Here is a 22469-nt window from a genome sequence, read left to right as displayed (position 1 = left end):
GAGGGATTTCTCTGGGGGACAAGTTGCTGACAGTCGAAACAATTGTCCAAAGTCTCGCGAGCGGCCTGCTGATGGGCCTGCTCTACGGATTGATCGCCGTCGGCCTTGCGCTGATCTTCGGCTTGATGGACGTCACGAACTTTGCCCATGGCGAGTTCCTGATGATCGCGATGTACGCGTCCTTCTTCCTGTTCTCGTACTTCGCCATCGACCCCTTGCTCTCGGCGCCATTGGTCGCCGCCGCGCTGTTCGTGTTCGGAGCGATCGTCTATCTCCTGATCGTACGCTTCGCCATGCGGGCCAAGGCCAACGCCGGCATGGTGCAGATCTTCACGACTTTTGGCCTCGCCATCGTCATGCGCGGACTGGCCCAACTGTTCTTCACGCCAGACTATCGCAGCATTCCGCCGTCCTTGATCGGCGGTAAAACCGTCTCGATTGCAGGCATCTTCCTGCCGGAGCCGCAGTTGGTCGGTGCGCTGGTCTCGATCGCGGCCTTTGCCGGCCTCTACCTCTTCATCCACCGCACCGATTTCGGCCGCGCGTTGGAAGCCACCCGCGAGGATCCCGGCGCGGTCGCGCTTGTCGGCATCGACAAGAACCGCGTGTTCGCGTTCGGCTGGGGCCTTGGCGCCGCGCTTGTCGGTCTCGCCGGCGCGATCATGGCGGTGTTCTTCTACATCTATCCCGACGTTGGCGCGTCCTTTGCGCTGATTGCCTATGTCACGGTGGCGCTCGGCGGCTTCGGCAGCGTGTTCGGCGCTTTTGCCGGCGGAATCATTGTCGGCCTGGTCGAAGCGGTGACGGCGCTGATGCTGCCGCCGTCGCTGAAGTCGGTCGGCATCTATGCGGTGTACTTGCTCGTCGTCTTCATTCGGCCGCGTGGCCTGTTCGGGTCGATGTGATGGACAAGAATTTTGCCGCGCGGCGCCGCCGTGACCTCATCATTGCCGCCGTGCTGACTGCGATCGCCGCGTCCGCGCCGCTGTTCGTCAAGAACGTCTACATCCAGAACATCCTGGTCCTGACCCTGATGTATGCGGCGCTGTCGCAGAGCTGGAACATCCTGTCCGGCTATTGCGGACAGATCTCGCTGGGCCATGCGCTCTATTTCGGCATCGGCGCCTACACCACCGAGCTTCTGTTCACGAAGTTCGGCGTGTTGCCCTGGTTCGGCATGCTCGCCGGCGGCGGGATCGCGGCTGCTATCGCGATGGGGCTCGGCTACCCCTTCTTTCGTCTGCGCGGCCATTACTTCGTGATCGCGACCATCGTCATCGCCGAGATCGGGTTGCTCCTGTTCCAGAATTGGGAATGGGCGGGGGCTGCGTTGGGGATCACCATTCAGGTGCGCGGCGACAGCTGGCTGAAATTCCAGTTCATGCGCAGCAAGCTGCCATATTTCTATTTCGCGCTGGCGCTGTGCTGCATCGCCTGGTTCGTCACCTGGTGGCTGGAAGACTCCAAATGGGGCTTCTGGTGGCGCGCGGTGAAGGACAATCCGGAAGCGGCCGAGAGCCTTGGCGTGGTCGTGTTCAACTCGAAGATGGGGGCGGCAGCGGTGTCGGCGTTCCTCGTTGCCGTCGGCGGCGCGTTCTACGCGCAGTTTCTGGCCTATATCGATCCTGAAAGCGTCATGGGCTTCCAGTTCTCGCTGCTGATGGCGCTGCCGGCCGTGCTCGGCGGCATCGGCACCCTCTGGGGGCCCGTGTTAGGGGCGGCCATCCTGATCCCGATGACGGAGCTGACCCGCTCCTATATCGGCGGCTCCGGTCGCGGCGTCGATCTCATCGTCTACGGCACGCTGATCGTGCTGATATCGCTCGCCCTGCCGCAGGGGCTGGTCAGCCTGCTCTCCCGCGCGAAGTCGAAAGGAGCCACGCGATGACCGCGCTCCTTGAGACCCGCGGCGTCTGGCAGCGGTTCGGCGGCCTCGTCGCCAACAGCGATGTCTCGATCTCGGTTGGCCGGGGCGAGATCGTTGGCCTGATCGGCCCCAACGGCGCCGGCAAGTCGACGCTGTTCAATCTCATCGCCGGCGTGTTGCCGCCGACGCAAGGCTCGATCTGGTTCGACGGCCAGGACGTCACCCATCTGCCGGCCGCCGAGCGCTGCCAGCGCGGCATCGGGCGCACCTTCCAGGTGGTCAAGAGCTTCGAGACCATGACTGTTATCGACAACGTCATCGTCGGTGCGCTCGTGCGTAACACCGTGATGCGCGTGGCACGCCGCAAGGCCTATGAGGTGCTGGAGTTCACCGGCCTTGCCGCGCGCGCCGACGTGCTCGCGAGCGACCTCGTGCCGGCCGAAAAGCGGCGCCTCGAAGTCGCCCGTGCGCTCGCGACCGAACCGAAACTGCTGCTGCTCGACGAAGTCCTCACCGGCCTCACGCCGACCGAGGCGCAGACCGGCGTGGCGCTGGTGCGAAAGGTGCGCGATGCCGGCATCACCGTGCTGATGGTCGAGCACGTCATGGAGATCGTGATGCCGCTGGTCGACCGCGCCATCGTGCTCGATCTCGGCAAGGTGCTGGTCGAGGGCAAGCCCACTGAGGTCGTCCGCGATCCCAAGGTGATCAAGGCATATCTGGGAGATCGTCATGCTGTCAGTGCATGAAGTCACGACCGCCTATCAGGGTCTGGTCGCGATCTCCGCGGTCTCGATCGAGGTCACCAAGGGCGAGATCGTCTGTGTCGCCGGTGCAAACGGTGCGGGCAAGTCGACCCTGCTGAAGTCGATCGCCGGTGCCGAGCGTCCGCGCTCGGGCACGGTGACGTTCGACGGCAAGCGGCTCAACGGCATGGCGCAGCACCACATCACCGCGGCCGGCATCGCCTATGTGCCGGAGAACCGCCGCCTGTTTCCACGATTGTCGGTGCGCGACAATCTGCGCCTCGGTAGCTACCTCTACCGCGGTGAAGCTGATCGCGAGGCACCGCTCGATCTGGTCTTCAAGCTGTTTCCACGTCTTTCCGAACGCTTGGAGCAACGCGCCGAGACGCTCTCCGGCGGTGAGCAGCAGATGCTCGCGATCGGCCGCGCGCTGATGACGCGGCCGCGGCTCTTGATGCTGGACGAGCCCTCGCAGGGCATCATGCCGAAGCTGGTCGACGAGATTTTTCAGGCCGTGAAGCTCATCCGCGACTCCGGCATGACCGTGCTGATCGTCGAACAGCGCATGGCGGAGTGTCTGGAGATTGCCGATCGTGCCTACATCCTGCAAACCGGTCGCGTGCTGATGCAGGGCCCCTCGGCGGAGATCAAGGGCAATCCGGACGTGCGGAAGGCCTATCTGGGGCTGTAGCCCCACCCGTCATTGCGAGCGTAGCGAAGCAATCCAGAATCCGTCCGCGGAAAGACTCTGGATTGCTTCGCTACGCTCGCAATGACGAGGTGAGAGTCGGGCTCAATGCTCATGCCCATGCTCCGGTAACGCCACCCCGAACACCTTCACCAAATCCTTCACCTGCTCAGGTGACAGATACCTCGGATTCATCCCGCGCAGCAGCAGATACAGCTTGGCCGTCTCTTCCAGCTCCTCCGTCGCAAACACCGCCGCTTCGAGCGTGTCGCCGGCGACAACAGGGCCGTGATTGGCGAGCAGCACGGATGAATACTTGCCCGCTAGCCCCTTGATCGCATCGGCGACCGCAGGATCGCCGGGGCGGTAATAGGGCACGAGTGCGGTGGCGCCGCACTTCATCAGATAATAGGCCGTCATTGGCGGCAGCGCGGCGCGTGGGTCGATCTCGGGCAGCATCGAGAGCGCGACCGAATGCGTGGAGTGCAAATGCACGATCGCGCGCGCGCTTCCGCGCGTATCGTAGAGTGCGGTGTGCAGCGGAACTTCCTTGGTCGGGGCATCGCCCGAAACCAGGCGGCCCTGCTCATCCAGCCGCGACAGCTTGGCCGGATCGAGGAAGCCGAGCGAGGCATTGGTCGGCGTCACCAGCCAGCCGCCGCCGTCCAGCCGGACGCTGATATTGCCTGAGGAGCCCGGCGTCAGCCCGCGCTCGAACAGGGACCGTCCGAACCGGCAGATATCCTCGCGCAGCCTTGTCTCATTGCTCGTTTCAGTTCTCATGGCCGTCATGCTCGCTTGTCTCACGCTTTGGCAGCGCGGCCAAGCCGTGTTATTCGAGGTCACGAGCCGCTGCAAAGGGTGGCCGTCCGGGAAACGTTCGCAAGGTCTAGTTGAAGGGTGAGTTGCATGTCCGCCTCCACGTCACAAAATCAGCGCATCGCCGTCATCGGGCTCGGCTCGATGGGGTACGGCATGGCGACCTCGCTGAAGCGCGCCGGCCATGACGTCACCGGCTGCGACGTCTCGGCCGACGCGGTCGCGCGCTTCGTTGGGGATGGCGGTGCCGGCGCGACAACGCCAGCCGAGGCGGCCAAGGGCGCTGATATCGTTGTCAGCGTCGTCGTCAATGCCGCGCAGACCGAGGCGATCCTGTTCGGCAAGGACGGCGTCGCGGAGACCCTGCCGAAGGATAGCGTCTTCATCTCGTCTGCGACCATGGATCCCGACGTGGCACGGCGCCTCGCCAGGCAGTTGGAGGCGACCGGGCGGCACTATCTGGACGCGCCGATCTCCGGCGGCGCGCAGCGTGCGGCGCAAGGTGAGCTGACGATCCTTGCTTCCGGTAGCTCCGCCGCATTCGCAAAGGCGCGTCCGGCGCTCGATGCCATGGCGGCAAAACTCTACGAGCTCGGCGATGCCGCAGGGCAGGGCGCCGCATTCAAGATGATCAACCAGCTGCTGGCTGGTGTCCACATCGCCGCCGCCAGCGAAGCGATGGCGTTCGCCGCCAAGCAGGGCCTCGACATCCGCAAGGTCTATGAGGTGATCACGGCGTCCGCGGGCAATTCCTGGATGTTCGAGAACCGTATGCCGCACGTGCTCGACGGCGACTACGCGCCGCGCAGCGCGGTCGAGATTTTCGTGAAAGACCTCGGCATCATCCAGGACATGGCGCGCAGTGCCAGATTCCCGGTGCCGGTTTCCGCCGCCGCACTCCAGATGTTCCTGATGACATCGGCCGCCGGCATGGGGCGCGACGATGATGCCTCGGTGGCGCGGATGTACGCGCAGGTCACCGGCGTCAAACTTCCAGGCGACAAGTAAGAGGATTTCAAATGCCCCGTTTCGCCGCCAACCTCTCGATGATGTTCACCGAGGTGCCGTTCCTCGATCGCTTCGATGCAGCAGCAAAGGCCGGCTTCACCGCCGTCGAATTTCTCTTCCCTTACGAGCATCCGGTCGAAGCCATCGGCGAGCGGCTCAAGCGCAATGGCTTGACCCAGGCGCTGTTCAACCTGCCGCCCGGCGACTGGAATGCCGGCGAGAAGGGCTTTGCGGCGCTCCCCTCGCGTTTCAACGATCTCAAGGCAAGCCTGGAGACGGCATTGCCGTATGCCAGGGCCACCGGCGTCAAGCGGCTGCATTTGATGGCGGGCATCGCCAACCGTGGCGAACGGGTCGCGATCGAGGCGTTCTACAAATCTGTGGCGTGGGCCGCGGAGTTCTTCGCGCCCCATGGCATCGACATCGTGCTCGAGCCGATCAATCCGCGCAACGTGCCCGGCTACTTCCTCAACGATTTCGGCTTCGCGCGCGATCTGATCCAGGAGTTGAGGCTTCCCAACCTGAAACTCCAGTTCGATATCTATCACTGCCAGATCATCCATGGCGACGTCACCATGCGGCTGCGCGAGATGATGCCGATCATCGGCCATGTCCAGATCGCCAGCATCCCCTCGCGCAACGAGCCCGATGGCGAGGAGCTGAACTATCCGTTCCTGTTCGAGGAGCTCGATCGCCTCGGCTATGCCGGCTTCGTCGGTTGCGAGTACAACCCGCGCGGCAAGACCACCGACGGCCTCGCCTGGTTCAAGCCCTATGCGGGAGCGAAGTCGTGACACTTGCATTGGGCTGTATCGCCGACGACTACACCGGCGCCTCCGATCTCGCCAACACGTTGACGCGTGCGGGCCTGCGCACGGTGCAGACCATCGGCGTGCCCGCCGACGATCTGAAGCTGCCCGAGGTCGATGCCGTCGTGGTGTCGCTGAAGAGCCGCTCGATCGAAGCCGGGCTTGCGGTGTCGCGCTCGCGTGCAGCGGAGAAATGGCTGCGCGGGCGCGGGGCAAGCCACGTGCTGTTCAAGATCTGCTCGACCTTCGATTCCACAGACGCCGGCAATATCGGTCCTGTCATGGGTGCGCTGCGCGCCGATTGCGGTGAGGGCATCGTATTGGTGACGCCCGCTTTTCCCGAGACCGGCCGCACCGTCTATCAGGGCAATCTGTTCGTCGGCGCCGTGCCGCTGAACGAGAGCCCGCTGAAGGATCACCCGCTCAATCCGATGCACGATTCCAACCTGGTGCGTGTGCTGGCGCGCCAGAGCAGGACGCAGGTCGGTCTCGTGGACCTAGCGACGCTCGCGCGCGGGGCCGAGGCTGTGCGGGCCCGGCTTGCTGAATTATCAGGCAAGGGCATTGGCGCCGCGATCATCGACGCCGTGTTCGATCGCGACCTCGAGACCATCGGCCTTGTTGCTGCCGAGCACCGGCTGTCGGTCGGCGCCTCCGGCATCGGCCTTGGGCTCGCCCGCGCGCTGGTGTCGACCGGCAAGGTCAAGTCGGTTGCCGCAAGCAGCGAGCAGGGTGCCGCCGTCGGCGGAGCGGTGGCGTGTCTCGCCGGAAGCTGCTCGCACGCCACCTTGCAGCAGATCGCCAACGCTGAACGTGTCATGCCGGTGTTGCATGTCGACCCGGACCGTATTCTTACGGGCGCGAATGAAGCGCAGCGCGCATTGGACTGGGCCAAGGAGCGATTGGCTCAAGGTCCGGTGCTGATTGCATCGAGCGCGACCCCGGCTGACGTCGCCGCACTGCAGGCGCGTCACGGCCGTGACGCGGCAGGGCACGCCATCGAGCAGACGATGGCCGACATTGCGGAAAACCTCGTAAAATCAGGCGTGCGGCGACTGATCGTCGCAGGTGGTGAGACCTCCGGCGCCGTCGTCGACCGCCTCGGGATTCCTGGCTTCCTCGTCGGAGCGGAGATTGCTGCGGGTGTGCCTGTGCTTCGTGCCGTCGGTGCCGAGGCAGGCGACATGCTGCTCGCTCTGAAGTCGGGCAATTTCGGTGGGCCGGAGTTTTTCGCAGATGCGATTGGGCTCATGCGCTGAGCGCAGAGCATTTTTAGTTCCTCATTCACTTCTTTAGGGTTCCGTACTCGTGCGGAGTCGTAGTTAACAACTGCCGAGTCGCTTTGTTGTTGGATATCGGCGCCGCGCCTTTGGTTTGATCCGATTTCAAGACGCGCCAGCGCGCCAACGCAAAGAGACCCGAATATGCTCGCCACCATCTCCATTCGCGCCAAGATCATCAGTGTCGTGGCGTTCCTGCTGGTTGCGATGACTGGCATGGGCCTGCTCGCCGTCATGAAGATGCGGTCGATGAACGCCAACACCACGGACATCACGACGAGCTGGATGCCGAGCGTGCGGGTGCTCGGCGAGATCCGGGCGAGCGTCATCACCTACCGCAACGTGATCCGCCAGCACATGCTCTCCGAGACCCTTGAGGAAAAGCTCGCCAATGAAAAGACGGCTGGCACGGTCATCGAGGCGCTCGCCAAGTCCCGCAAGGCCTACGAGCCGATGGTCACCTCACCCGAGGAGCGAAAGCTCTACAACGAATGGGCCAAGCTCTGGGACGACTACAAGAAGGGCACCGAAGAGGTGATGGCGCTGTCGCGCAAGGACGCCGGCAAGGTCCCGCACGACGCACAGGAGCTGAACACCAAGACGGTCAACAAGATCGGTCTTGCCTCGGATGAGGTCCTGACCAAGGACATTGAGCTCAACGCCAAGGGCGGCGATCAGGCCGCCCAGGATGCGGCCGACAGCTATTCCTTCGCGTTCATGCTGGTCGCGATCATCCTCGGCGCGGCCGTCATCGTCGGCATCGGCGTCGGCTTCTACCTCGTCCAAGACGTCTCCAGCGGCATCAACTCGATCATTCAGCCGATGCAGGCGCTGGGCCGTGGCGACCTGTCCGCCGAAGTCCCGCATCGCGGCGAGAAGACCGAGATCGGCGCGATGGCCGACGTGCTCCAGGTCTTCAAGGAGGCGCTGATCGCCAAAAAGGCCGCCGACGAAGCTGCCGCGGCCGACGCCGAGGCCAAGATCGAGCGCGGCCGCCGCGTCGACGGCATCACCCGCGATTTCGAGACCATGATCGGCGAGATCGTCCAGACCGTGTCGTCGGCCTCGACCCAGCTCGAAGCCTCGGCCTCGACGCTGACCTCGACCGCCGACCGCTCCCAGCGGATGGCGACCACGGTTGCCGCGGCTTCGGAAGAAGCCTCCACCAACGTGCAGTCGGTGGCCTCGGCGACCGAAGAGATGGCCTCCTCGGTCGGCGAGATCAGCCGCCAGGTGCAGGAATCGGCGCGGATGGCGGGCGACGCCGTCGGCCAGGCCCGGGCCACCACCGAGCGGGTCAGCGAGCTCTCCAAGGCTGCCTCGCGCATCGGCGACGTCGTCGAGCTGATCAACACCATCGCCGGCCAGACCAATTTGCTGGCGCTGAACGCCACTATCGAGGCGGCGCGCGCCGGTGAAGCCGGCCGCGGCTTCGCGGTGGTCGCTTCCGAAGTGAAGGCGCTTGCCGAGCAGACCGCAAAGGCGACCGGCGAGATCGGTCAGCAGATTTCCGGCATCCAGGCGGCGACCAACGATTCGGTCGGCGCCATCAAGGAAATCTCTTCCACCATCGAGCGTCTGTCGGAAATCTCCTCGGCGATCGCAGCTGCAGTGGAAGAGCAGGGCGCAGCCACTCAGGAAATCGCCCGCAACGTGCAGCAAGCGGCCCAGGGCACGCAGCAGGTCTCCTCGAACATCACCGATGTGCAGCGCGGCGCAACCGAGACCGGTACCGCGTCCTCGCAGGTCCTCTCGGCAGCGCAGATGCTCTCGAACGACTCGACCCGGTTGAAGAGCGAGGTCAGCAAGTTCCTGACCAACGTGCGGGCAGCGTAAAGTCTCGAACACTCGTTGCGGCAAAAAAGAGCGGCGTCGTATGGCGCCGCTCTTTTTCTTTTCAGCGCCGGTAACCCGATGTCGTTTACAGGTAGCATCGTGGGGAGCCCCGTAAACCTACGTGGAGCGCGTTTCATGGATAGTTAAAGTCCGTTTATGAAAATCGCGGCAAGGCGACTCGAATAGCGGCCGTCCGAATTGGAATAGCAGATCCATTCATTGGGGGCCCACGATGCGCAAGAATCTCCCTGTTACCGATGTCGAATATCCCGTTAGCGACGAGACGCTGATCGTCTCCCGCACCGACCTCAAGGGCAAGCTCACCTATTTCAACGAGGACTTCCTCGCCGCCGCCGGCTTCACGTCGGCGGAGCTCATGGGCCAGCCGCACAACATCGTCCGTCACCCCGATATGCCGCCGGAGGCGTTCGACAACCTCTGGGATACGTTGAAGGCCGGCAAGCCCTGGCTCGGCGCTGTCAAGAACCGACGCAAGAACGGCGACTTCTACTGGGTGCTGGCGACGGCTTCTCCAATCCGCGAAAACGGCCAGGTCAAGGGCTATACCTCGATACGTACCAGGCTCCCGGCCGACCAGCGCAAGCTCGCAGAAGAGGTCTACGCCGCGATCTGCGAAAAGAAGCCGCACGGCTATCGGGTCGATGCCGGCATCATCCGCCGCCGCTCCTGGCTTGACCGCTTTGCCATCTTCACCGGGACGCTCAAGGCGCGGCTCGTCACGACGATGACGCTCCAGACTTTGTTCATGCTCGCGCTTGGGGTCGGCGGTGCGTTGTCCACCAGTGGTTCGGCTAGCCTGATCCTGTCGCTGCTGGGCCTCGTCGGTACCGGCATCGTCGGCTTCGCCGGCCTTGCAACCATGCGGGCGATCCAGGAGCCCATGCAGCACCTGAACGACACGCTCGTCAACCTGGTCCAGGACAAGCTCGATAACCGTATCGTCATCACGCGGGACGACGAGATCGGCGAGGCGCTGCGCAATCTCCAGACCGTGCAGACCATCATCCGTTTCAGCCGCGACGAGGTGCAGGCGGTGCAGCGCCGTGCCGAGAGCCAGCGCAAGGTCGACATGACCAAGCTGGCCGATGGATTCGAGGCCGCGATCGGCGAGATCGTCGAGACCGTGTCGTCGGCGGCAACCGAGCTCGAGGCTTCTGCATCGACGCTGTCCTCGACGGCGGGGCGTGCGCAGGAATTGTCGGTCGCCGTTGCAGCCGGCTCCGAGGAGGCTTCCTCCAACGTTCATTCGGTGGCGACGGCCGCAGAGGAGATGTCGTCCTCGGTGCGCGAGATCAGCCGGCAGGTGCAGGACTCCTCCAGGATCGCCGGCGACGCGGTCACCCAGGCCCAGGCCACCACCGAGCGGGTCAGCGAGCTGTCGCGGGCCGCATCGCGCATTGGTGACGTCGTCGAGCTCATCAATGCCATCGCCGGCCAGACCAACCTCCTGGCGCTGAATGCGACGATCGAGGCCGCGCGGGCGGGCGAGGCCGGCCGCGGTTTCGCGGTGGTTGCCTCCGAAGTGAAGGCGCTCGCCGAGCAAACCGCCAAGGCGACCGGTGAAATCGGCCAGCAGGTCGGAGGCATCCAGGCCGCGACCCAGGAGTCGGTGACAGCCATCAGCGAAATCAGCGGCACCATCGCGCGCCTATCGGAGATCTCTTCCGCGATTGCGGCAGCCGTCGAGCAGCAGGGCGCGGCGACCCAGGAGATCGCGCGCAACGTGCAGCAAGCAGCTCAAGGCACCGAGCAGGTCTCGTCCAATGTCGGTGACGTCCAGCGCGGCGCCTCAGAGACGGGGGCGGCTTCGTCGCAGGTGCTTTCGGCTGCGCAAATGCTGTCCCGCGACTCGAACCGGCTCAAGCTCGAAGTCGGCAAGTTCCTCGGCTCCGTGCGCGCCGCCTGAACGGACTTTCGCATAGCTGCGATGTAGATTTCGCAGTGCGGTAGCAGGGAAGTGAATTCAGGCATGCCGCCGGAGGTTAGCGTTTCCGGCGGTGCTCAGGTAAAGGGAGGACGGGATCGCCGTGGGGGCGGATTCCGCTTTCTCGTTTGACCTGGAATCACCTGACGAATGATTGCTCTGGTCCGTATTGCCCTGAGCCGGCCTTACACGTTTGTCGTGCTGGCGCTCCTGCTTCTGATCATTGGACCGTTGGCTGCGCTGCGGACGCCGACCGACATTTTTCCAGATATCCGGATCCCCGTGATCGGCGTGGTCTGGCAGTACACCGGCCTGCCGCCCGACCAGATGTCCGGCCGCATCACCACGCCGTTCCAGCGGGCGCTGACGACGACCGTCAACGACATCGAGCACATCACCGCCAATTCCTACAACGGCTTTGGCATCATCAAGATCTTCTTCCAGCCGAGTGTCGATATCCGCACCGCCAATGCGCAGGTGACGGCGATCTCACAGACGCTGATCAAGCAGATGCCGCCGGGCGCAACGCCTCCGTTGATCCTGAATTACTCCGCCTCGACCGTGCCGATCCTCCAGGTGGCGCTGTCGGGCGATGGCCTGACCGAGCAGAACCTCGCCGATATCGGCATCAACCAGTTGCGCACGCCGCTGGTCACCGTGCCTGGCGCGGCGATCCCGTATCCGTTCGGCGGCAAGCAGCGCCAGGTCCAGATCGACCTTGACCCGACCGCGCTCCAGGCTCGCGGCCTGTCCGGCCAGGACGTCGCCAATGCGCTCGCCGCGCAAAACCTGATCACACCGGTCGGCACCCAGAAGATCGGCCAGTTCGAGTACAACATCCAGCTCAACAATTCGCCGCTTCGGATCGACGAGCTCGGCAATCTGCCGATCAGGACCGTCAACGGCGCCATGGTCTATGTCCGCGACGTCGCCACCGTGCGCGACGGCAATCCGCCGCAGACCAACATCGTCCATGTCGACGGCAACCGCTCGGTGCTGATGATGGTGCTGAAGGCGGGCGCGACCTCGACGCTCGACATCATCGCCGGCATCAAGCAGAAGGTGATCGACGTCAAGGACCAGCTGCCGGACGCCCTGAAGATCGGCTTCATCGGCGACCAGTCGGTGTTCGTGCGCGGCGCGATTCAGGGTGTCGCCTTCGAAGGCGTGATCGCGGCCCTGCTCACCAGCGTCATGATCCTGCTGTTCCTCGGCAGCTGGCGCTCGACCATCATCATCGCGGTGTCGATCCCGCTGTCGGTGCTTGGCGCCATCGTCATGCTGTCGGCGATCGGCGAGACGTTGAACATCATGACGCTCGGAGGCCTTGCGCTCGCGGTCGGCATTCTCGTCGACGACGCCACGGTGACCATCGAGAACATCAATTACCATCTCGAACAGGGCAAGCCGGTCGAGCAGTCGATCCTCGACGGCGCCAACCAGATCGTGACGCCGGCCTTCGTCTCGCTGCTCTGTATCTGCATCGTGTTCGTGCCGATGTTCTTCCTCACCGGCGTGGCGCGCTTCCTGTTCGTGCCGATGGCGGAAGCGGTGATGTTCGCGATGATGTGGTCGTTCATCCTGTCGCGCACGCTAGTGCCGACCATGGCGAACTATCTGCTGCACGCGCATGTCCATCATGAGGGCGAGCCGCCGAAGTCGCGCAATCCGCTGGTGTGGTTCCAGCGCGGTTTCGAGGCCAGGTTCGAGCGCATTCGCGGCGGCTATCACAACCTCCTGGGACTCGCGCTGGCGCATCGCATGGTGTTCGTCGCCGGCTTCCTTTGCGTGGTCGGTGCGTCCTTCGCGCTGGTGCCGTTTCTCGGCCGCAACTTCTTCCCTGCGGTCGACGCCGGCAACATCCTGATGCATGTCCGCACCCAGGTCGGCACCCGCGTCGAGGAGACCGCCAATCAGCTCGCTGACGTGCAGAAGGCCGTCCGAAAGCTGATTCCGGGTGAGATCGAGACCCTGACCGACAATATCGGCATGCCGATCTCCGGCATCAACATGACCTACAACAACACCGGCGTGATCGGTCCGCAAGACGGTGATATCCAGATCAAGCTGAGGGAAGGCCACAAGCCGACCGAGGAGCATGTGCGCGTGCTGCGTGAGCAACTGCCTCGGCTGTTCCCCGGCGTCAGCTTCGCCTTCCTGCCGGCGGACATCGTCAGCCAGATCCTGAATTTCGGCGCGCCGGCGCCGATCGACCTGCAGATCCGTGGCGCCAATCTCGCAGCCAACTTCGCCTATGCCAACAAGCTGCTGGCCAAGGTCCGCCGGATCCCCGGCGTAGCGGACGCGCGCATCCAGCAATCGCCGAGCAATCCCACCTTCAACATCGATGTCGACCGGACCCGCGCGCAATATGTCGGCCTGACCGAGCGCGACGTCACCAACAGCCTCGTGGTCAATCTCGCCGGTTCATCGCAGGTCGCGCCGACCTACTATCTCAACCCCGACAACGGCGTGTCCTATTCGATCGTGATGCAGACGCCGCAATACCAGATCGACTCGCTGAGCGCGCTGCAGACGCTGCCGATCACCGCGGCCGGCAATTCGCAATCGCCGATCCTCGGCGGTATCGCCGACATCAAGCGCTCGGTGTCGAGCGCCGTGGTGTCGCAATACGACATTCAGTCGATGGTGCAGATCTTTGCGACGACCTCGGGTCGCGATCTCGGCGCGGTGTCCAATGACATCCGCCAGATCATCGCTGACACCGCCAGGGAGGTGCCCAAAGGTTCCTCCGTGGCGCTGCTCGGCCAGGTGCAGACCATGAACAGCGCCTTCACGGGCCTGCTGTTCGGCCTGTTGGGGGCCGTCGTGCTGATCTACTTCCTGATCGTCGTGAACTTCCAGTCCTGGTCCGACCCGTTCGTGATCATCACCGCGCTGCCGGCCGCGCTCGCCGGCATCGTCTGGATGCTGTTCACGACGCAGACGACGCTGTCGGTGCCGGCGCTGACAGGCGCCATCATGTGCATGGGCGTCGCCACGGCCAACAGCGTGCTCGTGATCTCGTTTGCGCGCGAGCGCTATGAGGCGCTCGGCGACCCCATCGCGGCTGCGCTCGAAGCCGGCTTCGTCCGCTTTCGCCCGGTGCTGATGACCGCGCTCGCCATGATCATCGGCATGGCGCCGATGGCGCTCGGGCTGGGCGAGGGCGGCGAGCAGAATGCGCCGCTCGGCCGCGCCGTGATCGGCGGCCTGATCTTCGCAACTTTCGCCACGCTGATGTTTGTTCCCGTGGTGTTCAGTATGGTACACAAGAAGCAAGGCGCCAAAGTCGCCGCCCCATTGGAGACTCCTGATGTCGCCCACTGAATCCCGCTCCCCGGTGTCGCGCCGGAAACTGGGCATTTTCGGCGTGGTGGCGCTGATTGCGGCAGGACTCGTGGTCGGCACCGGCATCCGGGCCCGCGAAGACCAGGGCTCCAAGCTGAAAGAATGGACCGACGACCAGGCCATTCCCAGCGTTGCGGTGACGCTGCCCAACGCCAAGGCGCTCAATTCCACCATCGACCTGCCGGGCCGGCTCGAGGCCTATTATCGCGCCCCGATCTTCGCGCGTGTCTCCGGCTATCTCAAAAGCTGGAGCGCCGACATCGGCGCGCGCGTCAAGGCGGGGCAGGTGATCGCCGAGATCGAGGCGCCTGATCTCGACCAGCAGCTGTTGCAGGCTAGAGCCGACCTCGCCAGCCAGCAGGCCAGCGCCAGGCTGTCGGAAGCAACGCTCAACCGGCGCAAGACGCTGGTCGCCTCCAACTTCGTCTCGGCGCAGGAGATCGACGAGCGTACCGCCGATCTCTCCAACAAGAATGCCGCCGTCAATTCGGGCAAGGCCAATGTCGAGCGGCTCGAGGCGCTTGCCGGCTACAAGAAGATCACCGTGCCGTTCGATGGCGTGGTCACGGCACGCGACACCGACGTCGGTGCGCTGATCAACGCCGGCGGCGGTTCGGGCCCGGCGATGTTCGTGGTCTCCGACATCACCAAGCTGCGCGTCTACGTCAGCGTGCCCCAGAACTACGTGCCGGCGATCAAGATCGGCGCCAAGGCCACCATGGTGATGCCGGAATACCCGAACCGGACGTTCCAGGCGACGGTGGAGGCCTCTTCCCAAGCCGTCGACGTCGCCTCGGGCACCACGCGCATGCAGCTTGGCCTCGACAATTCCTCGGGCGAGCTGATGCCCGGCGGCTATGCCAGCGTAAAACTCAATCTGCAGCGCGAGTCCGCGCCGCTCAGCATTCCCGCCAGCGCGCTGATCTTCAACGGCAGCGGCCTGCGCGTCGCAACGGTCGATGCGGATGACAAGGTGAAGTTCAAGACCGTGACCATCGCTCGCGATCTCGGCCGCGAGATCGAGCTCGCCTCGGGCATTGCGCCCGACGACCGCGTCATCACCGCGCCGCCGGACGGCCTGTCCGACGGAGATGCGGTTCGCGTCGTCGGTGCCGGCAGCAAGCCGGCCACCGCGTCGGAGAAGCAGGCGCCGAAGAGTTAAGCTACACGCCACTCCGGCACGCCATCCGCGGCCATCGTGATCTCGCCGAGCGAACCGACCGGCGTACGATCCATGTTCAGCAGGTGCGCCAGCGTCGCACTATCGCGCGCCGGAATCCGCGCCAGGGTACGCCGGTCATCTGCCGTGCGCAGCATCACCACACCGTGCTCGACATCGCCGCCGCGGCCATAGAGCACGGTAAAGCTCTCCACCTTGCCCCTGCCATTGGCCTGATCGACGAATTCCGGCACCACACGCTTGTTGCGATCAGCCTCGCTCTGCACGCTCGTCTCCTGCGCCAGCGCCTCGCGCGGCGCGGTCTTCGACACCACCAGCGCATGATGCTTGGTGACGAAGCCGCCCTGGCCGTAGAGCAGGCCGAGTTTTGCGCCATCGCGCACACGCCGCACCATCGCGCAGGCTGCGTGCGTCATGTAGGTGTTGAGCGGCGCGCCGAAGAAGGTGAGGCCGCCGGTCACGGTCGGCTGCACGTCGGCGCCGAGGCCCAGCGTCCGCCGCGCCATCTTGGGTACGCAGGGGAAGCAGCTGTAGAGTTCGATCGCGTCGAATTTTTTCCCGTCACCGCCCGCAAGATCGATCACCGCCTTCAGCACGGCATTCTGCGGATGGCTCTCATAGAACTGGTCGCGCAAGAGATAGTCGCGCGGTTCCTCGGCTGACGTGCCGCCGAGCGGATAGACCAGTCTGTCCTCGGCGATCCCGGCCGCGCGCGCCTTGGCGAGGCTGGTGAGCAACAGCGCACCGCCCATGTTGACGCTGGGGTTGGCGACCATGAGCTTGTTGTAGGGCCAGGCGATCAGACGGTTGTCCGCGGTCGGCGTCGTGATCTCCTCCGGCGCATAACGCCGTTTCAGCCAAGAATTGGGGTTTTGCGCGGCGGCTTCCGAATAGCGCGACCACAGCGTCCCTGATTCTGCCATCGCCTCGCGCGGCGTCTGGCCCCAATGCGCGGAGGATGCGGCTTCGTAGAATGGATAGACCGTCACCGGGCGGAACACGCCGAGCTTCACGGCGAGCGGCTTCTGGAACGCCGCGCCGCGCTTGGGCTCCTCGACATCGTGCGCGAACGGCGTCCATGGCAGTGTGGTGCCGGCGCGTTCGGCCTTGGTCGCTGTCGATTGTGCCTCGGCGCCGCAGACAGCGGCCACGGTACATTCACCCCGCGCGATGCGCTTTGCGGCCTCGTGGATGTAGCGGATCGGGCTCTCGCCGCCGACCGGGCCGTAATAGCAATGCGCAGGTGTAACGCCGAGCCGCTTTGCCAACAGTTTCTCCGGATCGCGATAGCGCCAGCTCAAGAAGTTGACGACGTCGAGCGATTGCACCTCGCCGAGCAGCTTTGCACCGGCGTCAGCTTCCGCGCGCCGCAACGCCTGTTCGAGCAGGTCGAGCGGCTCGAGGCCCTCGGTGATTTCCTTCGGGCCGTCGACGATCTCGCCGATACCGACGATGACGGGGATGCGGTCAGGGGAAATTGTCGTCATTGTTCTTGCTTCTTCACTCTCTCAGAAATCTCCGACCTCATCCTGAGGAGCCTGCGAAGCGGGCGTCTCGAAGGATGGGCCGCGGGCTCTCATGGTTCGAGACGGCGCTTGCGCGCCTCCTCACCATGAGGGGCTACACATTACTCCGCCACCAGCGCATTCATGTGCTCGACAGCTTCGGCAAACTCTTCCTTGAATTCCTGGACCACGGCGCCCGCCGACTTCACGCTGTCGATCAGGCCGACGCCCTGGCCGACGAAATAGCTGACGAGATCGCGTGCCCTGGCGTTGCCGGCGGCAGCAGCCCGGTCGATCGCGTGGAATGCGTCGCGGCTGATGATGCTCTGCAACGGCATCGGCAGCGCGCCCGGGCTCTCCGGCGCGCGGTCCCACGCATCGGTCCAGACCGAGCGGAGCTGGCGCGCCGGCTTGCCGGTGCGGCCCTTGGAGCGGATCGCGTCGCGCGAGGACGCCGCGATCATCTTCTCGCGGAATATCTCGCTTGTTTCTGACTCGACGGTGGCAAGCCACACTGAGCCGGTCCAGGCGCCGGCGGCGCCCATCGCCATGCAGGCCGCCATCTGTCGCCCGGTCATGATGCCGCCGGCCGCGAGAACCGGCACGTCGCGGATCGGCTTGATCGCCTTGATCACTTCAGGCACCAGCACCATGGTTGAAACCTCGCCGCAATGGCCGCCGGCTTCGGTGCCCTGCACGACGAGGATGTCGACACCGGCCGCAACCTGGCGCAACGCGTGCTCCTTGGCGCCGACGAGAGCCGCGACCGGCACGTTGTGCTTCTTGCCCATCTCGATCATGGCCTTCGGCGGCACGCCGAGCGCATTGGCGATCAGGCGGATCGGATGATTGAAGGAGACTCTCAGCAGCTCCAGCGCGGTCTCTGCGTCGAACGGCTGCGGCTGGTTGTCGTCCACTTCAGTGGTGGTCAGCTCGATATCGTATTTCCTCAGGAGCTCGCGCGTGTATTTGCGATGCTCCTGCGGCACCCGCGCCTCGAGGCTCTTCTACGTGACATGCTTCTCACCAGCCGTGGAGATATTTTCAGGGATCAGCACATCGATGCCGTAGGGCTTGCCGTCGACGTGATCGTCGATCCATTTCAGCTCGCGTTCGAGGGTGTCGGGTGTGTGCACGGTGGCGCCGAGCACACCGAAACCGCCGGCGCGGCTGACGGCCGCAACGACGTCGCGGCAATGGCTGAAGGCGAGCAGCGGGAACTCAATTCCCAGCATGTCGCAGATCGGCGATTTCATGGTCTTCTCCCGGCGGCCTCTGCATTCTCGCTGCTTTCGCTCGCGAAGCAAAGCAACTCTGGCCGATTGATGACATGCTGGATTTGGCGAGGCATCTTGTGTGTAGACGTCGTGCTCTTCCCACAGGCGTCCCAGGTCACGCTGTCGTTCCGGGGCTCGCGTCAGCGAGAACCCGGAATCCATTTTTCAGAGCATTCCCGGCGGCGCGATGGATTCCGGGCTCGCCCGGTGGGCGCCCCGGAACGACGGCGAGTGGATGCCATGACGAAACGGTGAGGTGCCCCACCCTGCAATGCATCTCAAAGGGCTTGCCATGGGCAAATCGGGGTCTAATTAATGCAGGCGCATCTTTTCGCCGGAGCCCTTCGCATGACCGACGCCCCCTACGTGCCGCCCAAAGTCTGGACCTGGAACAAGGAGAATGGCGGTCAGTTCGCCAGCATCAACCGCCCTATTGCCGGACCCACCCACGACAAGGAGCTGCCGGTCGGCAAGCATCCGTTCCAGCTCTACTCGCTGGCGACGCCGAACGGGGTGAAGGTCACGGTCATGCTGGAGGAGCTTCTGGCCCTCGGCTACAAGGGCGCCGAATACGACGCCTGGCTCATCAGGATCGGGAATGGCGACCAGTTCGGCAGCGGCTTTGTCGACATCAACCCGAACTCCAAGATCCCGGCGCTGATGGACCGCTCCGGCCCTGAACCTATCAGGATTTTCGAGTCCGGCTCGATCCTGTTCTATCTCGCCGAGAAGTTCGGCGCCTTCCTGCCGAAGGAGATCAAGGCCCGCACCGAGGCGATGTCCTGGCTGTTCTGGCAGATGGGCAGCGCGCCCTATCTCGGCGGCGGCTTCGGCCATTTCTACGCCTACGCGCCGTTCAAGATCGAATACGCCATCGATCGCTTCGCCATGGAGGTCAAGCGCCAGCTCGACGTGCTCGACCGCCGCCTCGCGGACAACGAATACCTCGCCGGCAAGGAGTACACGATCGCCGACATGGCGGTGTGGCCCTGGTACGGAGCGCTCGCCAAAGGACTGGTCTACGGCGCTGGCGAATTCCTGTCGGTGCAGGACTACAAGAACGTGCAGCGCTGGACCGATGAGATCGCCAAGCGCCCGGCGGTGAAGCGCGGCCGCATGGTCAACCGCGTCTCCGGCGATCCCGCCAGCCAGCTCCACGAGCGCCACGACGCATCCGATTTCGAGACCAAGACGCAGGACAAGGTCGCGCCTGCGACGTAGATTTCTTCCTTCACCTCGCCCCGCAAGCGGGGTGAGGTGCGCACGGATCAATCCGGCAACATCTCCCCGGATCCGCCCAACTCCGCCGGCAGATCAACATATTTCGGCAGGCCATCCCTGACCGACACCATCTTGCTTGCGTAGTTCGCATGCAGCGTCGGTTGGTGCTTATAGCCCTTCAGCAGATTGGCGTAGACGTCGATCAGACGCATCCGTGGATGCTCGGTCATGACATGACCGCCGCAGCGCTTGCAGAATTTGCGATAGGAGTGCTCGGTCTTGTTGAAGGTCCCGAGCTCTGCCTCTCCCTTGGAGATGCGGACGCTGTCCGACTTCCACAGGCTGAACGCGTTGATCGGCGCGGCCGACCAGGCCTGGCAGTCGGCACAATGGCAATAGCCGGCGAACACCGGCTTGCCCGTGACCTCGACCTCGACCGCTTCACAAAAGCAGCCCGCCCGATAGCTCGCGAGTGGCTCCGCATGCATGCTCTCGCCCTCCGCAAGCAAATCATTGTATCCGGGGTTCTTGCCCATGAAATTGCGGATGAAGTCGCATTCAACAGACAGCTTTCGTCCTTGCGCGCGCACCGCATCCAGCGTAGCGCGGCCGAGCTTTGAGCCGATGCCGCGGCCGCCGAGTTCGGGCGGCACCTCGGTGTGCACCAGCGTGATCGCGCCGTCGGCCTTGCGATAGGTGACGAAGGCGATCACTCCGTCGACATCGAGCTCGAACCGGCTGTGCTCGTCATTGTCAAGAAAGGCGTCCGGCATCGTCTCTCTCCGGTGCGGTAATAGCGATCGGCGAACATGCGGCCGATCGGATGATGGCGGTCCATGTGACCACCACCTCTCGCATAGGCCGAGAGGGTGGGCGCGGCGCGAAGAGCGCCTTTGCCCACCCTGCGGAATCTCGTGGATTACGCCATGCTCAGCTCGTGGCGCCCAACGACCATCCAGTGCACCTCGTCCGGACCATCCGCAAAGCGCAGATGCCGGACGTCCTGGTACATCTCCGCAAGCGGCGTCCAGTGCGAGATGCCGGTTGCGCCGTGCATCTGGATCGACTGGTCGATGATTTTGCAGGCGCGCTCCGGCACCATGGCCTTGACCATGGAGACCCAGACGCGGGCCTCCTTGTTGCCGAGCACGTCCATGGCCTTCGCAGCCTTCAGCACCATCAAGCGCATCGCCTCGATCTCGCAGCGCGCCTGCGCGATGATCTGCATGTTGCCGCCGAGATGGGCGATCTTCTTGCCGAAGGCCTCGCGGGTGAGGCCACGCTGCACCATCAGGTCCAGCGCCTTCTCGGCCTTGCCGATGGTGCGCATGCAATGATGGATGCGGCCCGGACCTAAGCGGAGCTGCGAGATCTCGAAGCCGCGGCCTTCGCCGAGCAGCATGTTCTCCTTCGGCACCCGCACATTGTTGAAACGCATGTGCATGTGGCCGCGCGGCGCGTGGTCCTGGCCGAACACGTACATCGGACCGAGCACCTCGACGCCGGGCGTGTCGCGCGGCACCAGGATCTGCGACTGCTGCTTGCTCGGCGCTGCATCCGGATTGGTCTTCACCATCACGATGAGGATCTTGCAGCGCGGATCGCCGACGCCGGAGATGTAATATTTCTCGCCGTTGATGACCCATTCGTCGCCGACCAGCTTTGCGGTGGTCGAGATGTTCTTGGCGTCGGAGGAGGCGACGTTCGGCTCGGTCATGACATAGGCCGAACGGATCTCGCCGTTCATCAGCGGCTTCAGCCACTTCTCTTTCTGCTCCTTGGTGCCGACGCGCTCCAGCACCTCCATGTTGCCGGTGTCGGGCGCCGAGCAGTTCATGGTCTCGGATGCCAGCGGGCTCTTGCCGAGCTCGGCCGCGATATAGGCATAGTCGAGATTCTTCAGGCCCTGGCCGGTCTCGTCATCGGGCAGGAAGAAATTCCAGAGGCCTTCCTTCTTCGCCTTGTTCTTGGCGACCTCGAGCACCTCGAGCTGCTTCGGCGTAAAGCTCCAGCGATCCTCTTTGCCTTCGCCGGCCTTGGCGAATTCGACCGACATCGGCTCGACGGTGTCGCGGATGAATTTCTTGACGTGATCGTAGAGCGGCCGGACCTGGTCCGACATTCTGAGGTCATTGAGCTCGTCGCCGGGATTGAGCGTGTAGTTGGTGGTGCGGGGAATGTAAGCGTGCTTTGTCATTGTTCCTCCCGTGGGCACTGCGTTCGTGTTGGCCGGGAGAATAGTCGCGTCGCGCTCAAAGCGCGAGCGCGGATTTTCTCACGTGAGCCATGCCATGTGATGGAATATCGTGGGGCCGTTTGAAATGTTGTTTGAATGGGGAGGCAGGCGCCAGATGCGCGCCTCACTCTCCGCTGTCATCGCCCGGCGAAGACCGGGCGATCCAGTATTCCAGAGGCGGCGGTGATTGAATCGCGAAGCCGGCGGCGTACTGGATTCCCCGCTTTCGCGGGGAATGACAGCATCCAGAACAATCAGTTCGCCATCCGATGCATTGCGCAGATCTTGTTGCCGTCGAGATCACGCAGATATGCGAGATACAGCTTGTTTCCCGCGCCCTCGCGGATGCCGGGCGGATTTTCGATCGGCGTTCCGCCGGCGGCGATTCCGGCTGCGTGCCATTTGTCGACCTGCTCAGGCGAGTTGGCGGCGAAGCCGATCGTGCCGCCGTTCGCGCAGGTCGCCGGCTCGCCGTTGATCGGCTTTGTCACCGAGAACACGCCTGTCCTGGTGAAGTAGAAGATGCGATGGCCGTCGACCTTTGCCGGCCGCACCTCGAGCGTGCTGAGCAAATTGTCGTAGAAGGCTTTAGCCTTGTCGAGATCGTTGGTGCCGATCATGATGTGCGAAAACATTGGTTTCTTCCTCCCCGGTTATGAACTGTAGGGTGGGCAAAGCGAAGCGTGCCTACCCCTTCTAGA

General features: G+C 64.0%; 17 protein-coding genes and 1 pseudogene. 12 read left to right on the top strand and 6 right to left on the bottom strand.

All coding sequences use genetic code 11. From position 1 onward, the window contains the following. Positions 1-26: 26 nt before the first annotated feature. Genes M2427_RS05830 through M2427_RS05815 form a run of 4 tightly spaced genes read left to right on the top strand, consistent with a single transcriptional unit; the run spans position 27 to position 3304 of the window. Positions 27-905, top strand: coding sequence for a branched-chain amino acid ABC transporter permease (locus M2427_RS05830; protein ID WP_280705598.1), 879 nt, complete (start codon positions 27-29; stop codon positions 903-905). Next, entirely contained in the window at positions 905-1888 is a 984-nt protein-coding gene (locus M2427_RS05825; RefSeq protein WP_280705253.1) for a branched-chain amino acid ABC transporter permease, read from the top strand. The genes M2427_RS05830 and M2427_RS05825 overlap by 1 nt, the downstream gene beginning before the upstream one ends. Then, positions 1885-2616, top strand: a complete 732-nt coding sequence (locus tag M2427_RS05820; RefSeq protein WP_280705252.1) for an ABC transporter ATP-binding protein — start codon at positions 1885-1887, stop codon at positions 2614-2616. Before M2427_RS05825 ends, M2427_RS05820 begins: the two co-directional genes overlap by 4 nt. Next, the gene (locus M2427_RS05815; RefSeq protein WP_280705251.1) at positions 2600-3304 is read left to right on the top strand and encodes an ABC transporter ATP-binding protein; all 705 of its coding nucleotides are present in this window, start codon (positions 2600-2602) and stop codon (positions 3302-3304) included. Before M2427_RS05820 ends, M2427_RS05815 begins: the two co-directional genes overlap by 17 nt. A gap of 102 nt (positions 3305-3406) precedes the next feature. Here the strand turns inward: M2427_RS05815 and M2427_RS05810 are convergent, their stop codons facing one another. Further along, positions 3407-4093: an aldolase gene (locus M2427_RS05810; protein ID WP_280705250.1), complete on the bottom strand. Its 687-nt coding sequence runs from the start codon at positions 4091-4093 to the stop codon at positions 3407-3409. 117 nt (positions 4094-4210) lie between these two features. Here M2427_RS05810 and ltnD point away from each other — a divergent pair, with 117 nt between their 5' ends. The 7 genes from ltnD to M2427_RS05775 all read left to right on the top strand — a co-directional run bounded on the left by ltnD (position 4211) and on the right by M2427_RS05775 (position 15511). Further along, complete coding sequence (ltnD, locus tag M2427_RS05805) at positions 4211-5128, top strand: L-threonate dehydrogenase (protein ID WP_280705249.1); 918 nt, start codon at positions 4211-4213, stop codon at positions 5126-5128. Between the two features lie 11 nt (positions 5129-5139). Further along, positions 5140-5922 carry a 2-oxo-tetronate isomerase gene (otnI, locus tag M2427_RS05800; protein WP_280705248.1) on the top strand — a complete coding sequence of 261 codons (783 nt, stop codon included), beginning with the start codon at positions 5140-5142 and terminating at the stop codon, positions 5920-5922. Further along, complete coding sequence (gene otnK / locus M2427_RS05795; RefSeq protein ID WP_280705247.1) at positions 5919-7196, top strand: 3-oxo-tetronate kinase; 1278 nt, start codon at positions 5919-5921, stop codon at positions 7194-7196. Before otnI ends, otnK begins: the two co-directional genes overlap by 4 nt. Before the next feature lie 165 nt (positions 7197-7361). Beyond that, positions 7362-9053, top strand: coding sequence for a methyl-accepting chemotaxis protein (locus tag M2427_RS05790; protein ID WP_280705246.1), 1692 nt, complete (start codon positions 7362-7364; stop codon positions 9051-9053). A 232-nt stretch (positions 9054-9285) separates the two neighbouring features. Further along, complete coding sequence (locus tag M2427_RS05785; RefSeq protein WP_280705245.1) at positions 9286-10980, top strand: PAS domain-containing methyl-accepting chemotaxis protein; 1695 nt, start codon at positions 9286-9288, stop codon at positions 10978-10980. A 168-nt stretch (positions 10981-11148) separates the two neighbouring features. Next, positions 11149-14328, top strand: coding sequence for an efflux RND transporter permease subunit (locus M2427_RS05780; protein WP_280705244.1), 3180 nt, complete (start codon positions 11149-11151; stop codon positions 14326-14328). Next, positions 14315-15511, top strand: coding sequence for an efflux RND transporter periplasmic adaptor subunit (locus tag M2427_RS05775; protein ID WP_280705243.1), 1197 nt, complete (start codon positions 14315-14317; stop codon positions 15509-15511). Before M2427_RS05780 ends, M2427_RS05775 begins: the two co-directional genes overlap by 14 nt. Here M2427_RS05775 and M2427_RS05770 read toward each other — a convergent pair. Then, positions 15508-17016 (bottom strand): acetyl-CoA acetyltransferase, encoded by a 1509-nt coding sequence (locus M2427_RS05770; protein WP_280705242.1) that lies wholly within the window; start codon positions 17014-17016, stop codon positions 15508-15510. The genes M2427_RS05775 and M2427_RS05770 overlap by 4 nt on opposite strands. A gap of 140 nt (positions 17017-17156) precedes the next feature. Then, a pseudogene (locus tag M2427_RS05765) lies at positions 17157-18290 on the bottom strand (nitronate monooxygenase). A gap of 369 nt (positions 18291-18659) precedes the next feature. On the opposite strand from M2427_RS05765, the gene yghU reads away from it, so the two are divergent. Continuing rightward, entirely contained in the window at positions 18660-19532 is an 873-nt protein-coding gene (gene yghU, locus M2427_RS05755) for a glutathione-dependent disulfide-bond oxidoreductase (protein ID WP_280705239.1), read from the top strand. A 47-nt stretch (positions 19533-19579) separates the two neighbouring features. Here yghU and M2427_RS42090 read toward each other — a convergent pair whose 3' ends face one another. From M2427_RS42090 to M2427_RS05735, 3 genes are all read right to left on the bottom strand, one after another. Beyond that, on the bottom strand, positions 19580-20305 hold the full coding sequence (locus M2427_RS42090; protein WP_348521908.1) for an N-acetyltransferase: 726 nt from the start codon (positions 20303-20305) through the stop codon (positions 19580-19582). A 146-nt stretch (positions 20306-20451) separates the two neighbouring features. Beyond that, a complete protein-coding gene (locus M2427_RS05740; protein WP_280705238.1) occupies positions 20452-21729 on the bottom strand; it encodes an acyl-CoA dehydrogenase family protein in 1278 nt (425 codons plus the stop codon). A gap of 293 nt (positions 21730-22022) precedes the next feature. Continuing rightward, a complete protein-coding gene (locus tag M2427_RS05735) occupies positions 22023-22403 on the bottom strand; it encodes a VOC family protein (protein WP_280705237.1) in 381 nt (126 codons plus the stop codon). Positions 22404-22469 lie beyond the last annotated feature (66 nt).

It is taken from the genome of Bradyrhizobium sp. BR13661 (assembly GCF_029892425.1).
Lineage (GTDB): Bacteria > Pseudomonadota > Alphaproteobacteria > Rhizobiales > Xanthobacteraceae > Bradyrhizobium.
Note: the sequence above shows the minus strand (reverse complement) of the source record. Positions and strands in the feature narration are given on the sequence as shown.

Excerpts from the sequence above, each read along its gene's own strand:
- M2427_RS05790 (WP_280705246.1), top strand. The coding sequence starts at position 7,362 with ATGCTCGCCACCATCTCCATTCGCGCCAAGATCATCAGTGTCGTGGCG.
- M2427_RS05775 (WP_280705243.1), top strand. The coding sequence starts at position 14,315 with ATGTCGCCCACTGAATCCCGCTCCCCGGTGTCGCGCCGGAAACTGGGC.
- M2427_RS05740 (WP_280705238.1), bottom strand. The coding sequence starts at position 21,729 with ATGACAAAGCACGCTTACATTCCCCGCACCACCAACTACACGCTCAAT.
- M2427_RS05825 (WP_280705253.1), top strand. The coding sequence starts at position 905 with ATGGACAAGAATTTTGCCGCGCGGCGCCGCCGTGACCTCATCATTGCC.
- M2427_RS05810 (WP_280705250.1), bottom strand. The coding sequence starts at position 4,093 with ATGACGGCCATGAGAACTGAAACGAGCAATGAGACAAGGCTGCGCGAG.
- M2427_RS05815 (WP_280705251.1), top strand. The coding sequence starts at position 2,600 with ATGCTGTCAGTGCATGAAGTCACGACCGCCTATCAGGGTCTGGTCGCG.
- M2427_RS05770 (WP_280705242.1), bottom strand. The coding sequence starts at position 17,016 with ATGACGACAATTTCCCCTGACCGCATCCCCGTCATCGTCGGTATCGGC.
- M2427_RS05780 (WP_280705244.1), top strand. The coding sequence starts at position 11,149 with ATGATTGCTCTGGTCCGTATTGCCCTGAGCCGGCCTTACACGTTTGTC.
- M2427_RS05735 (WP_280705237.1), bottom strand. The coding sequence starts at position 22,403 with ATGTTTTCGCACATCATGATCGGCACCAACGATCTCGACAAGGCTAAA.
- yghU (WP_280705239.1), top strand. The coding sequence starts at position 18,660 with ATGACCGACGCCCCCTACGTGCCGCCCAAAGTCTGGACCTGGAACAAG.
- otnI (WP_280705248.1), top strand. The coding sequence starts at position 5,140 with ATGCCCCGTTTCGCCGCCAACCTCTCGATGATGTTCACCGAGGTGCCG.
- M2427_RS42090 (WP_348521908.1), bottom strand. The coding sequence starts at position 20,305 with ATGCCGGACGCCTTTCTTGACAATGACGAGCACAGCCGGTTCGAGCTC.
- M2427_RS05785 (WP_280705245.1), top strand. The coding sequence starts at position 9,286 with ATGCGCAAGAATCTCCCTGTTACCGATGTCGAATATCCCGTTAGCGAC.
- M2427_RS05820 (WP_280705252.1), top strand. The coding sequence starts at position 1,885 with ATGACCGCGCTCCTTGAGACCCGCGGCGTCTGGCAGCGGTTCGGCGGC.
- ltnD (WP_280705249.1), top strand. The coding sequence starts at position 4,211 with ATGTCCGCCTCCACGTCACAAAATCAGCGCATCGCCGTCATCGGGCTC.